The organism is Microbacterium sp. str. 'China' (assembly GCF_002993305.1).
GTDB classification, from domain to species: domain Bacteria; phylum Actinomycetota; class Actinomycetes; order Actinomycetales; family Microbacteriaceae; genus Microbacterium; species Microbacterium paraoxydans.
The window spans coordinates 3,386,932-3,399,443 of sequence record NZ_CP027434.1; the positions used below are offsets into that span (position 1 = coordinate 3,386,932).

Sequence of the window (12,512 nt, forward strand, 5' to 3'; positions counted from 1 at the left end):
TTTCCCACCACGGAAAGAGGACCCGCATGTCCGTTGGACTGCTCGCCGTCGTCGACGACATCCTGAGCGCCGCGATGAAGGCGTCGGCGAAGGCCGCCGGAGTCGTCATCGACGACGCCGCCGTGACCCCGCAGTACGTGCAGGGCCTCACCCCGGCCCGCGAGCTCCCCGTGGTCGGCAAGATCGCCCTCGGGTCGCTGGTGAACAAGTTCGTCATCATCATCCCGATCGCGCTGCTGCTCACGGCCTTCGCGCCGTGGGTGCTGCCCTACCTGCTCATCCTCGGCGGCTCGTACCTGTGCTTCGAGGGCGCGGAGAAGGTGCTCGAGTGGTTCGGCGTGCAGCACGGCCACGCCGACGAAGGCGCCCGCGACGAGAGGAAGCTCGTGCTCGGCGCCGTCCGCACCGACCTCATCCTCTCGACGGAGATCATGCTCATCTCCCTCGCCAGCCTCGACAAGGGACTCGGCATCTGGTCCACCCTCGCGATCCTCGCGGTGATCGCGCTGGTCATGACCGTCGCGGTGTACGGGGCCGTGGCGCTCCTGGTGAAGATCGACGACATCGGCCTGAAGATGGCGAAGAACCCGGCGCAGCGCGTCCGGCACACCGGCACCCGCATCGTCCGGTCCATGCCCGCGGTCTTCCGCTTCATCAGCGTGCTCGGCACCGTCGCCATGCTGTGGGTCGGCGGGCACCTCGTGCTCATCAACCTCGGCGAGGTCGGGCTGCACGCCCCGGCCGACGTTCTCCATGCGGTCGAGCACGCGCTGGAGCCCCTCGGCGGCTTCGTGGTGTGGGTGGTCGACACGATCATCTCCGCGATCGCCGGTCTCGCCTGGGGCCTCGTGATCGTCGGGGTCGTCCTGGGCGTCGCGAAGCTCTTCGGCAGGAAGCCGAGCTTCCACGAGGGCGAGGCCTCTCCCGCCGACATCCACGTCTGAGTCCGTCGCGGCGGGGGTGACGTAGTCTCGACGCCATGCCTGCGAGTCGCACCCTGCACCGTTCGACGCGTGACGCGGATCGATGGTTCCGCGAGCAGGGCCTTCCCACCTTCGTGCCGCTGCGCCGGTGGTTCACCGATCTGCCGCGCCGCGTGGCCCCGCTCATCGCCTGGGTCGCCGTCGCCGCCTACCTCTTCCAGGACGGCATCGAGGCGGTGTACGAGGTCGCGCTCGACGATGCGGCCGAGGACGCCGCCTTCGTGGCCGTCTTCGCCTTCGTCATCTTCGTGATCGCGGTGAGCCTGGCGTGGGGGGCGTACTACCTCGTGCGCACGGTGCTGCGCAGGCTGCGTCCGCCGGCCGGCACGACGCTCGCGCTTCTCGTCATCGCGGGGGCACTCGCCTTCCTGGTGGCCTCCGGGTACGTCGATCACCCGGGCGCCACCGTGGGGCCCGTCCTCCGCGCGCTCCTCGTGCTCGCCGTCTGCGTGCTCGTCACCGGCATGGGCGGCGGCGCCCTGCTCGGGTGGGCCTCCCGACTCGCGGTGCGCAACGCCTCCGCGATCGGACACATGGCCTCCATCGCTCTGCCGGTGATCCTGATGCTCGTCGTCTTCGCGTTCTTCTCGGCGGAGGTGTGGCAGATGGCGTCCGCCCTCTCCTGGGGGTCGATCGCACAGGTCGGGCTCGTCGTCGCCGTCCTCGCCGGCATCGTCGTGCTGCGGGTGAGTGCTTCGGAGATCGACGACGGATCCCCACCCCCGACCGCGGAGCAGCGCACCGCACTCCTCGTCGGCACGCCGGCGGAGGGCGCAACGGCAGCCGACGGCGGCCGCCTCCCGCTCCGCGCACCCCAGCGCATCAACATCCTGCTCGCCATGACCGTCGCCCAGCTCGTGCAGGCACTCTTCTTCACCGGCCTCATTGCGGCCCTGCTCATCGTGATCGGCGGGATCGCCGTGCCGTCGGGCATCATCGGAATGTGGCTCGGTTCCGGCAGCGCCGCGCAACCGCTCGCCGTGCAGCCGCTGGAGTTCTTCGGGCAGAAGCTCCCGCTCACAGTGAACCTCCTCAAGGCGGCCACGCTGCTGGCGGTGATCGCGGCGCTGCCCTTCGTCTTCTCGGCCGTGAGCGAGGCGCGGTACCGCGAGCGCTTCTTCGACCCGATCATGGCCGACATGCATCGCGCCATCCTCGTGCGCGACGAGCTCGGACGCCGCGGCGCACGCTGACGTCAGGTGCCGCCCCCGTCGATCCTGCTAACGTCGGCGTGCGCACCCGAAGCGCGAAGAAGGAAGAACCTGCGATGACCGCCGTGCACCTCAGGCCCGCCGAGAGCGCCGACCTCGACACGATCACCGAGATCCACAACCACGCCGTCCTGCACACGACCGCGATCTGGAACGAGGAGGCGGTGGATCGCGCCGACCGGGAGGCGTGGCTCGCCGACCGGACCGCGCGCGGCTGTCCCGTCATCGTCGCCGCTGACGAGAGCGGCGTCGTGGGCTATGCGTCCTATGCCCAGTGGCGCCCGCACAGCGGTTACCGCCTCACCGTGGAGCATTCCGTCTACGTGCGCGGCGATCAGCGCGGACGCGGCATCGGCACGCTCCTCATGACGGAGCTCATCGTCCGGGCCCGGGCAGCCGGGATGCACGTGATGATCGGCGGTGTGGAGAGCGGCAACACCGCCTCCCTCACCCTCCACGAGCGCCTCGGATTCCGGGAGGTGGGCCGCATGCCCCAGGTCGGCGCGAAGTTCGGCCGGTGGCTCGACCTCAGCATGCTGCAACTCGTGCTCGACGAGCGCCCCACCCCCGACGCGGCGCTCTAGCGATGGACTTCCTGCAGTGGCTCGTCGACGCCTTCTCCTCGTCCTGGGTGCTTCCCGGTGGGCAGACCCTCCTGGTGCGTGAGGTCGTCGGGAACGCGTTCGGACTCGCGAGCGCCCTCGGGGGCATGCGGCGCAAGGTCTGGGCGTGGCCGGTCGGCATCGTCGGCAACGTCCTGCTGCTCACGGTGTTCCTCGGATCCGCCCTGAGCCCCGACCCGTCGCTGCCGCATCTCCTCGGTCAGGCCGGGCGGCAGATCATGTTCATCGCCGTCGCGATCTACGGGTGGATCCGCTGGCGGAATGCCGACGGCGGTCGCATCGTGCCGCGGTGGGCGCCGACCGGGGCCCGCATCGGTCTGGTCGTGGTCCTCGTCGTCGGAACCGTGGCGCTCACCCCCCTGTTCCGCGCCCTGGGTTCGTGGGAGCCGGTCTGGGCCGACGCCTGGACCTTCGTCGGGTCACTGCTCGCGACCTACGGCATGGCCAAGGGCTGGACCGAGTTCTGGCTCATCTGGATCGCCGTGGACGTGGTGGGGGTGCCGCTGCTGTTCAGCTCCGGCTACTACGCGACCGGCCTCATGTACGTGTTCTACGGCGTCTTCACGGCGGTCGGGTTCGTGATCTGGTGGCGAGCGCAGCGACAGGCCGCGCGCCCGATCGAGATCCTCCCTCCCGACCCGAGCCCCCGCCGTCCGGACGAGGAGGCCTGAGCCGCACCGCGGATTGTTTCCGCGCGTGTCGCCGTCGCTCGCCCCGGCCCCGTCCGGTCCCGTTTCATGGGGGCATGACCCGGCAGATCCGCTTCAACGCCTTCGACATGAACTGCGTCGCCCACCAGTCGTCCGGCCTGTGGCGGCACCCCGACGACCGGTCGCGGCAGTACAACACCATCTCGTACTGGACCGACCTGGCGAAGCTGCTGGAGAGCGCGACCTTCGACGGGATCTTCATCGCCGATGTCCTGGGCACCTACGACGTCTACGGCGGCACGAACGAGGCCGCCATCCGCAACGGCGCCCAGGTGCCCGTGAACGACCCGATCCTCCTGGTCAGCGCGATGGCCGCGGTGACCGAGCATCTGGGGTTCGGCGTCACGGCCGGCACCGCGTTCGAGCACCCCTACCCGTTCGCTCGGCGACTCAGCACGCTCGACCACCTCACCCAGGGCCGCGTCGGCTGGAACGTCGTGACCGGGTATCTGCCCAGCGCCGCGCGCAACATGGGCCAGGAGGACCAGCTCGCCCACGACGACCGCTACGACCACGCGGACGAGTACGTCGAGGTGCTCTACAAGCTCTGGGAGGGGTCGTGGGAGGACGACGCGGTGGTGGAGGACCGCGAGCGCGGGATCTTCACCGACCCGTCGAAGGTGCATCCGATCCGGCACGAGGGGAAGCACTTCTCCGTGCCCGGTATCCATATCTCGGAGCCCTCGCCGCAGCGGACTCCCGTGATCTACCAGGCCGGCGCCAGCCCGCGCGGGGTGCGGTTCGCGGCGGAGAACGCCGAGGCCATCTTCGTCGCCGCGCCGTCGAAGGAGGTGCTCGCCGGCACCGTGCAGCGCATCCGCGACGCCCTCGAGGCGGCGGGGCGTGACCGCTACGACGCCCGCATCTACACGCTGCTGACGGTGATCACCGCGGCGACGAGCGAGGAGGCGGCCGCGAAGCACGCCGAGTACCTCTCCTACGCGAGTCCGGAGGGCGCACTCACCTTCATGTCAGGGTGGATGGGCGTCGATCTCTCGCAGTACGCCGAGGACGAGCCGGTCGGGAACGTCGAGTCGAACGCGATCCAGTCCGTGCTGCAGCACCTCAAGGAGGAGGCCGACCTCGGTCGTGAGTGGACCGTGGGCGACTTCGGCCGCCATAACGCGATCGGCGGGCTCGGCCCCACGATCGTCGGCTCCGGGGTCGAGATCGCCGACGAGCTGCAGTCCTGGGTCGAGGAGACCGACATCGACGGCTTCAACCTCGCGTATGCGGTCACCCCCGGCACGTGGCAGGACGTCATCGAGCACGTCATCCCGGTGCTGCGAGAGCGCGGCGCCTACCCCGAGGAGTACGTGCCCGGCACGCTCCGCCACAAGCTGCACGGCCGCGGCGACCGGGTCCAGCCCACGCACCGCGCCGCCCAGTACCGCCTCTGACCCCGTTCGAGTCGCCCACTTTGCTGCAAAACGGCCGGTTTTGCCGCAAAGTGAGCGATTCGAAGGCAGGTCAGTCGGCGTCGCGGGTGAAGAGACTCCGAAGCACGAGGAAGACCACCACGGCGACGACCGCGACGATGGCGAGCTTCGCGATGAACCAGAGCACCGAGAACAGCGCGCTGACGATCCACCACGCGATCACGACGGCGAGGATGACGCCGAGGACGGTCCAGATGTTCTTGGTCATGCCTCCAGCCTACGGAGTCGACGCTGCGGGGATCTCGCCGAGCGACCGGTAGACAGGCAACCCGCGCTCGTGGGCAATGGCGACGTCCTTGTCCGCGCCCGAAGATTCTCCCGGCAGCCGCAGCACCGCGTCGCAGTGCAGGAGCAGTCGCCGGGCGGTCTCGTACATGACGTCGCCCTCGCCGGAGTCGGCCGGTTCGAGGGTGCGCAGGACCGGCAATGCGACCCACTCCCCGATCATCGGCACGTGACCGAGCCGGAAGATCGGACTGGACGCCTCCTCCAGGCGCGCGAGATTGCGAGCGATCAGGGCGGGGTCGCCGTTGGTGCCGGAACGGTAGGGGCCGGCGATCAGGATCAGGAGTGGCTTCATCATGGAGATGACTGTAGTCTGAATCATGCATAAACCTGCAATTTCGTGAGGAAACGTATGCTCGCTGCTCAGCGCAAAGACCACCTGCTCGCCCTCCTCGACCGCGAGGGGCGCGTCGTGGCGAAAGACGTCGCCGCAGATCTCGGAGTCTCGGAAGACGCCATCCGCCGCGACCTCCGCGAGCTCGCCGAGGAGGGCAGGCTCCAGCGCGTGTACGGCGGCGCGCTGCCCATCGCCGCGGCCGATCGCCCGGTGCGGGAGCGCCACGATCTGGCGACCGAGAGCAAGGAGCGGGTCGCCCGCCAGGCGGTCACGACCATCCTCCCCGGATCGACGATCGTGCTGGATGCCGGAACCACCACGCTCGCGATGGCGCGGCTGCTGCCCTCCGGCACCGACATCACGGTCATCACCCCGAGCCCCGCCGTCGCCCTCGCCGTCGCCGAGCATTCGGATGCGCGCGTGATCATGATCGGCGGCGAGCTCACCCGGCACTCGCTCGTCGCCGGCGGAGGACTCGCGATGGAGGCGATCCAACACCTCGCCGCGGACGTGTTCTTCGTCGGCGTCACGGGCGTCGACCCGGGCCACGGCCTCACGACGGGCGAGCTCGACGATGCCGTCACCAAGCGAGCGATCGCCTCCCGATGCGCCGCGACCGTCGTGCTGGCCAGCGACGAGAAGATCGGCGCCGCTTCGCGCTACCCGGTGCTGCCGTTCGACGCGGTCGCCGCGGTCATCACGGACCCGCTCGACGAGAATCCGCTGATTTCGGAGGTGCTGGCGCAGATCCCGGGACGGGCGTGAGCGACGATCCGTCTTCTCCCGCGAGGCGTTCCGCGAGCAGGGCGTGCAGGTGACCTGCCGCCGCGAGAAGCGCGACGCTGCGGCGCGTGAGGTCGGCCAGCCGCTCCGCGAGCATGCGCTGCACCTGCTCGGTGTCACCGTGCGCGCGCACCTCGTCGATGATCCGCGAAACGGTGGGGATGCCGTAGCCGCCCGAGCGCAGGGCGGCGGCGATCCGCGCCTCGGTGATCGCGAGGGAGTCATAGGAGCGGACCGATCCCGCACGACGAAGGGGGCGCACGAGCCCTTCTCGCTCCCAGTGCCGCAGTGCGGAGGAACGGACGCCGAGCGCCTGGGCGAGTTCGCCGATGGCCATCGCATCGTCCTCGACGAACGGATCGTCGGCCTCCGCCACCGCATCCTCGAGTCCGCGCAGGGCCGCGCGCACCCGTGAGCGTTCGAGGGCGAGATTCGCGTGCAGGTCATCGATCCGCTCCGCCGCATGCTCGACCGATCCGCCGATGAGAGCGGGCATCAGTCGACGCGCGGGCACCGGACCGAGCGCCGTCGCCAACGCGCGATAGGCGCGCAGCGCCAGGGCATGCGACGTCCGATACCGCCGGTACCCGTTCGCACCGCGCTCGGCGGCGGGGAGGACACCGAGGCGCTCGAGGTCGCGCACCTGCTGCGTCGAGTAGTCGACCAGCCGTCCGAGCGCCGCCGTCGTCATCACCTGCTCTTGAGGGTTGTGCACGTGTTTCCTCGTCTTTCCGGTCCTTGAGGCCACATAAGCACGTCAGCCTCAGCATTGAAGGATGGAGATGCAGGAGATCATCGCAGAGGTCCGCTCGTTCGACGGCGCGCTCGTCGTCACCCCGGAGGCGGGCAGCGACTTCCCCGAACTGTCATGGGGAGACGCGTACTTCTACCACGCGCCCGACGGCCGGATGCCGGAGCGCACGCAGCCGTACGGGACGATCATCACCAAGGACTATCCCGACGACACGTCCTCCGCGCTGGATGCTCCAGGGCGCTTCCGGGTGAACATCCACGTCGGACGCGAGCGCGCGGAGTCGATCATCGCAGCGGGGTCGCGCGCAGGCGACGACACCGACCCGACGGCGGTCGACGTCTTCCGACCTCACCCCCTGTACGGCGCCGCCGGCTGGGTGTGCGTGATCGACCCGGCTGAGGCGACGTCGGGTACGGTGCTCGCCCTTCTCCGCGAGGCGCACGAGGCGGCACGTGCGCGCAGCGGACGACGGGCGAGATGAGTCCCGTGTCGACTCCTCAGGGCATGACCGAGTCCGACCGTCGGATCGTCGCGGTATGGGCGGCCGACTGCACCGAGCGCGTCCTGCCGCTGTTCGAGAGCGAGGCCCCGGACGACGACCGCGCGCGTGATGCCATCGCCAGGACGCGCGCCTTCGCCCGGGGCGAGCTCACGGCTGCGGGCGAGATCCGTCGTCGTTTCGTGGCCGGCAGGGCCGCCCGCAGTGCCGTGACCCCTGCCGGCACCGCGGCCTCTCGCTCCGCGGCACAGGCTGCCGGGGTCGCGCATATGGGAGCGCATGCTCTCGGGGCAGCCGCCTACGCCGCGCAAGCCATCGAGCTGGCACACCCGGACGCTCCCGACGTCCGCGCCGCCGAAGTGCGCTGGCAACTCGCGCAGCTCTCCCCCGAAGCCGCTGCAGCCCTGCGCACCCTCCCACTCCTCGGCACCGACCCCGCCGGCCCCCTCGGCCCCGGGCTCCTCTCCTCCGGCCCCCTCGGCGAGGTGATCCGCGAGATCCAGGCACACCTCTCGTCCGGCTAGGACCCCCCTTCGAATCGCGCAACTGGCTGTATCTGAGCCCGGAATGGAACCAGGTGCGCGATTCGAATGCGGCCCGACCGCTTCAGCCCCGATTCAGCGATGACCCGCCACACTGGGGGGATGCGGATCCTGGTGGTGGACGACGAGGTGCGTCTGGCCGAGGGCGTGCGCCGCGGACTCGAGGCGGAGGGCTTCGCGGTCGACGTCGCCCACAACGGCATCGACGGCCTCTGGCGGGCCCGCGAGACCCGGTACGACGCCATCGTGCTCGACCTGATGATGCCCGGCATGAGCGGGTGGAAGGTGTGCGAGGCCCTGCGCGCCGAGGAGAACTGGACTCCCGTGCTGATGCTCACCGCCAAGGACGGCGAATGGGATCAGGTGGAGGCGCTGGAGAGCGGCGCCGACGACTACGTCACCAAGCCCTTCTCCTTCGCGATCCTCGTGGCCCGGCTCCGGGCGCTCGTGCGCCGCGGTGCCGTGGCGCGACCGACGATCCTGGAGGCCGGCGACCTGCGACTGGATCCCGCCGGACACCACGTGTGGCGCGGCGAGACCCCGATCTCCCTCACGGCCCGCGAGTTCGCGGTGCTCGAGCATCTGATGCGCCACCGCGGGCAGGTGCTGTCGAAGCGCGACCTCCTGGCCGGCGTCTGGGACGACGACTTCGACGGCGACCCGAACATCGTCGAGGTGTACATCGGCCACCTCCGCCGCAAGGTCGACAAGCCGTTCGGACGTGAGGCGATCGAGACCATCCGCGGGGCGGGCTACCGGCTGGCGGCGAACGGTGGCTAGGCGGCTCTGGCGGTCGGTCCGCGGCCGGACGACCCTGGGTGCCACCCTCGTCGTCGCGGTCGCGCTGCTCCTCGGGGCCTTCTCCTTCTACGGCGTGCTGAGCGCGAGTATCCACGGCAGCACCGAACGCGCGGCGGAGCAGCGGCTGGAGGAGCTCGTCAGCCGATTCGACGGTCCGGGACGCCGCGGACCCGACCAGCTCGACGATGACCTCGTGCAGCTGCTCGGGCGGGACGGAGCGGTGCGCGCCGCCAGCGAGGAGGCCGCCGATGCGCTCGGCGCCACCCCGCTGCCCGTCGACGACGATCCGCAGGTGGTCCGGATCGACGGCGAGCCGATGGTCGTGGTGTCGGAAGACGTCGAGGGCGACCAGACCCTCGTCCTCGCGGTGCCGTTGGACGAGGATGCGGAGACCCTGTCGACGGTGGCGACGCTGCTCGTGATCGCCGTCCCCGCGCTGCTGCTGCTCGTGGCCGTCACGACCTGGCTCGTCACGGGGCGCGCGCTGCGCCCGGTCACCCGCATCCGCCAGGAGGTCGAGGGCATCACCGCCGAGCGCCTCGATCACCGGGTGCCCGTTCCCGACACCGCGGACGAGATCCACTCCCTCGCCGTGACCATGAACGGGATGCTCGACCGGCTCGACGCAGCGGCGACCGCGCAGCGCCGCTTCGTGTCCGATGCCTCGCACGAGCTCCGCTCCCCCCTGGCGACGATCCGTCAGCACGCGGAGCTCGCCCAGGCGCACCCGGAGGTGACCAGCATCGACGAGCTCGCGGAGGTGGTGTCCGAGGAGGGGCTGCGGTTGCAGGGCATCGTGGAGTCGCTGCTGCTCCTCGCCCGCCTCGACGAGGGTGTCACCGGGAGCACCGAACCGGTGGACCTGGACGACCTCGCCCTCGCGGAGGTGCGTCGGCTGCGGGCCACCGGGCTCGACGTCGACGGCTCCGGGATCCGTGCGGCCCGCACCGTCGGCGACCCCCGGCTGCTGGGCCAGCTGCTGCGGAACCTCGCGGACAACGCCGCGCGGCACAGCAACGGCCGGGTGGCGATCGGGGTGGAACCGCAGGCGGCGCACGTCGTGCTCACGGTCGAAGACGACGGCGCCGGCATCCCGCCGGAGGAGAGGGACCGCATCTTCGAGCGCTTCGTCCGGCTCGATGAGGCCCGCAGTCGCGACGCTGGCGGCAGCGGGCTCGGTCTCGCGATCGCTCACGGCATCGCCACCGCCGCCCACGGCGCGATCACGGTGGACACGTCCCGGTGGGGCGGCGCCCGCTTCACCGTGACCCTCCCTTTCGCCGGCCCTCTCTCCTGACCGACCGCCCGGGCAGAGTTTCGGAGATCCCCGACGACACCCCGGTCGTGGCCGCCGCACGGCGGCGTGTCGTCCCGAGCTCCGAAGTCGTGCCCGAGATATCGGTTCCTGAACGGGGCTTCAGGAGGCTTCAGGGTGGCTTCAGCGGCGTCCGGAGACCATCGAGACATGAACGACAAGACTCCTGCTCCCGACCAGAACCCCACGCCGGACGAGAACGACACCGCGGGTCAGAACTCGGCCCCCGCCGTCCCGAATGCAGGCCAGGACCAGCACGCCGGACAGGACTCCCCCGCCGGCCACGACGCGAACGCCGACGCCCCGACGGTGCCGGTCGCGCCGGCCCCCGGCCCTGCCGCCGCCCCGGAGGCACCGGTCGCCGCGACCCCCGCCAAGCCCGGACGTAAGCGCGCGCTCCTGATCGGCGGCGGGATCGCGGCCGCGGTGCTGCTCGCCGGCGGTGGCGTCGCGGTGGGTGCCGCGATCGGCGACGAGTTCGGTGACGACGACGACCGCCCCGCCATGGAGGGCCCCCGACACGAGGGCGACCGCGGCCCGCGCGGAGACCACCGCGGCGACGAGGATGCCCGCCCGAGCGGAGACCGGGGCGACCGCGGCCCTGTCACCGGCATCGGCACCGACGACATCGACGAGCTCCTCGCGATCGCCGCCGCCGCCCAGGATGCCGCCGAGGGCGAGGTCACCTCGATCGACGCGAAGCGCGACGGAACGTGGGAAGTGCAGCTGACCACGTCCGCCGGGGACGAGACCGAGGTACGCGTGGACGACGACCTCACCGCGACCGTGGTGTCGACGGACGCCGCGGACGACGACGACAAGGGACCGACGCTCACGCTCGACGAGGAGACCATCCGCACTCTCGTCGACGCCGCCCTCGCGGAGGCCGAGGGGATGATCACCGACCTCGATGTGGACTCCGACGACGTGAGCCCCTACGACGCCTCCGTCCTCACGACGGACAACCGCTCGATCGACATCTCCTTCGACGCCTCGTTCGCGGTCGTCGGCACCGACGTCGACGAGTGACCGCGTCCCTGACGGCTAGCATGCAAGGATGACGAACTCCGATCCGATCGACGAGGTCTCCATCGGCGGCGAGGTCATCCGCCTCGGGCAGTTCCTCAAGTTCGCGGGACTGCTCGATTCGGGCGGTGATGCGAAGGAAGTCATCATCGATGGTTACGTCACCGTGAACGGCGAGGTCGACCGACGCCGCGGGCGTCAGCTCCGCGACGGCGATGTGGTGACCTTCGAGGGCCGGGCGGTCCGCGTCCGGCCCTGACCCGGCGTCGCGGAGCCTTCCGCCGCCTCCGGGCCGCGGTTCCGTGCCTCGCTCACGAGCACCATGGTCACCCCGGCGCCGCACAGCGCGAACCCGCCGACCGTGATCGCCGTGAGGGGTTCACCGAGCAGCAGCGCCCCGCCGATCGCGGTCGCCGGGGCGACGAGGAAGAGCAGCGCCTGAAGTGCGGTGATGCCGACCCGGCGCAGCAGCCACCAGTACAGGCCATAGGCGCCGAGCGTGGGGAAGACGGCGGTCAGGACCACGGCGATCCAGAACGACGGTCGCGTCGGCGGCACGAGTGCCCCGGCGAGCGCGGCGATGACGAGGAGCAGCACGGCGGTCACGCTCACGTGGATGGTCAGGGTCAGCAGAACCCCCGTGCGCACGGCCGTCCGTCGCTGCACCAGCGTGCCGATCACGAGGCAGACCATCGCCGCCGCCGGAAGCAGATAGGCGACGAGCGGCGCGGAGCCCGCGCCGAACTGGGACTGCACCACGAGCAGCACCCCCACCGCCCCGATCACCAGTCCCGCCACCTGGGCACCGCGCACACGGAGGCCCAGCACCGGCCCGACCAGCACGGCGACGAGCAGCGGCTGGACCGCGTCGATCAGCGCGACGGTGCCGGTGGCGATCCCCGTCGCGACGGCGGCGTACACGGCAGCGCAGTATCCGAACTGGGCGAGCGCGCCGATGACCGCCTGGACGCCGAGTTCCCGCGCGGTCATCCCCTTCGTCGCTCCGGACATCGCGGCGAGGACCACGAGCACGACGGCGAGCGGCGTGAACCGCCAGACCAGGAGCGTCAGCGGGTCGACGTCCGCGGTGGCGACCGCGGGGATGAGGAATCCCGAGCTCCACGTGAGGACGAAGGCCACCGCCGCACCCACGGTCACGACCCGGGAGAGTATACCGATCTGTTTACTCATCCCGTCACTATAC

General features: G+C 70.7%; 16 protein-coding genes. 12 read left to right on the forward strand and 4 right to left on the reverse strand.

Going from position 1 to position 12,512, the window contains the following annotated elements; translation table 11 throughout:
• Positions 1 to 26 precede the first annotated feature (26 nt).
• The 5 genes from C6C15_RS16490 (at position 27) to C6C15_RS16510 (ending at position 4,927) form a co-directional block, all read left to right on the forward strand.
• A complete protein-coding gene (locus C6C15_RS16490; RefSeq protein ID WP_105950661.1) occupies positions 27 to 944 on the forward strand; it encodes a DUF808 domain-containing protein in 918 nt (305 codons plus the stop codon).
• 35 nt (positions 945 to 979) lie between these two features.
• Positions 980 to 2,176 carry a hypothetical protein gene (locus C6C15_RS16495; RefSeq protein WP_105950662.1) on the forward strand — a complete coding sequence of 399 codons (1,197 nt, stop codon included), beginning with the start codon at positions 980 to 982 and terminating at the stop codon, positions 2,174 to 2,176.
• Positions 2,177 to 2,250: 74 nt separating this feature from the next.
• On the forward strand, positions 2,251 to 2,778 hold the full coding sequence (locus C6C15_RS16500; protein WP_105950663.1) for a GNAT family N-acetyltransferase: 528 nt from the start codon (positions 2,251 to 2,253) through the stop codon (positions 2,776 to 2,778).
• Between the two features lie 2 nt (positions 2,779 to 2,780).
• Entirely contained in the window at positions 2,781 to 3,488 is a 708-nt protein-coding gene (pnuC, locus tag C6C15_RS16505) for a nicotinamide riboside transporter PnuC (protein ID WP_060923478.1), read from the forward strand.
• A gap of 74 nt (positions 3,489 to 3,562) precedes the next feature.
• The gene (locus C6C15_RS16510; protein ID WP_105950664.1) at positions 3,563 to 4,927 is read left to right on the forward strand and encodes an LLM class flavin-dependent oxidoreductase; all 1,365 of its coding nucleotides are present in this window, start codon (positions 3,563 to 3,565) and stop codon (positions 4,925 to 4,927) included.
• Positions 4,928 to 4,997: 70 nt separating this feature from the next.
• Here the strand turns inward: C6C15_RS16510 and C6C15_RS17265 are convergent, their stop codons facing one another.
• Both C6C15_RS17265 and C6C15_RS16515 read right to left on the reverse strand, forming a co-directional pair.
• On the reverse strand, positions 4,998 to 5,174 hold the full coding sequence (locus C6C15_RS17265; protein ID WP_025102796.1) for a hypothetical protein: 177 nt from the start codon (positions 5,172 to 5,174) through the stop codon (positions 4,998 to 5,000).
• A 9-nt stretch (positions 5,175 to 5,183) separates the two neighbouring features.
• Positions 5,184 to 5,549, reverse strand: coding sequence for a DUF4406 domain-containing protein (locus C6C15_RS16515; RefSeq protein ID WP_105950665.1), 366 nt, complete (start codon positions 5,547 to 5,549; stop codon positions 5,184 to 5,186).
• Positions 5,550 to 5,603: 54 nt separating this feature from the next.
• On the opposite strand from C6C15_RS16515, the gene C6C15_RS16520 reads away from it, so the two are divergent.
• A complete protein-coding gene (locus C6C15_RS16520; RefSeq protein ID WP_105950666.1) occupies positions 5,604 to 6,353 on the forward strand; it encodes a DeoR/GlpR family DNA-binding transcription regulator in 750 nt (249 codons plus the stop codon).
• Here C6C15_RS16520 and C6C15_RS16525 read toward each other — a convergent pair.
• Positions 6,286 to 7,086 carry a MerR family transcriptional regulator gene (locus C6C15_RS16525; RefSeq protein WP_234024174.1) on the reverse strand — a complete coding sequence of 267 codons (801 nt, stop codon included), beginning with the start codon at positions 7,084 to 7,086 and terminating at the stop codon, positions 6,286 to 6,288. The genes C6C15_RS16520 and C6C15_RS16525 overlap by 68 nt on opposite strands.
• Positions 7,087 to 7,153: 67 nt before the next feature.
• Between C6C15_RS16525 and C6C15_RS16530 the strand changes: the two genes are divergently transcribed.
• The 6 genes from C6C15_RS16530 to C6C15_RS16560 all read left to right on the forward strand — a co-directional run bounded on the left by C6C15_RS16530 (position 7,154) and on the right by C6C15_RS16560 (position 11,567).
• Positions 7,154 to 7,606 (forward strand): DUF6194 family protein, encoded by a 453-nt coding sequence (locus C6C15_RS16530; protein WP_234024175.1) that lies wholly within the window; start codon positions 7,154 to 7,156, stop codon positions 7,604 to 7,606.
• 23 nt (positions 7,607 to 7,629) lie between these two features.
• On the forward strand, positions 7,630 to 8,148 hold the full coding sequence (locus C6C15_RS16535; protein ID WP_105950669.1) for a putative immunity protein: 519 nt from the start codon (positions 7,630 to 7,632) through the stop codon (positions 8,146 to 8,148).
• 120 nt (positions 8,149 to 8,268) lie between these two features.
• The gene (locus C6C15_RS16540; RefSeq protein WP_025102802.1) at positions 8,269 to 8,946 is read left to right on the forward strand and encodes a response regulator transcription factor; all 678 of its coding nucleotides are present in this window, start codon (positions 8,269 to 8,271) and stop codon (positions 8,944 to 8,946) included.
• The gene (locus C6C15_RS16545; protein WP_060923442.1) at positions 8,939 to 10,264 is read left to right on the forward strand and encodes a sensor histidine kinase; all 1,326 of its coding nucleotides are present in this window, start codon (positions 8,939 to 8,941) and stop codon (positions 10,262 to 10,264) included. Before C6C15_RS16540 ends, C6C15_RS16545 begins: the two co-directional genes overlap by 8 nt.
• A gap of 168 nt (positions 10,265 to 10,432) precedes the next feature.
• The gene (locus tag C6C15_RS16555) at positions 10,433 to 11,311 is read left to right on the forward strand and encodes a hypothetical protein (protein WP_234024176.1); all 879 of its coding nucleotides are present in this window, start codon (positions 10,433 to 10,435) and stop codon (positions 11,309 to 11,311) included.
• A gap of 28 nt (positions 11,312 to 11,339) precedes the next feature.
• Complete coding sequence (locus C6C15_RS16560; RefSeq protein ID WP_025102805.1) at positions 11,340 to 11,567, forward strand: RNA-binding S4 domain-containing protein; 228 nt, start codon at positions 11,340 to 11,342, stop codon at positions 11,565 to 11,567.
• On the opposite strand, the gene C6C15_RS16565 is transcribed toward C6C15_RS16560, so the two are convergent.
• The gene (locus tag C6C15_RS16565) at positions 11,507 to 12,499 is read right to left on the reverse strand and encodes a DMT family transporter (RefSeq protein WP_234024177.1); all 993 of its coding nucleotides are present in this window, start codon (positions 12,497 to 12,499) and stop codon (positions 11,507 to 11,509) included. The genes C6C15_RS16560 and C6C15_RS16565 overlap by 61 nt on opposite strands.
• Positions 12,500 to 12,512 lie beyond the last annotated feature (13 nt).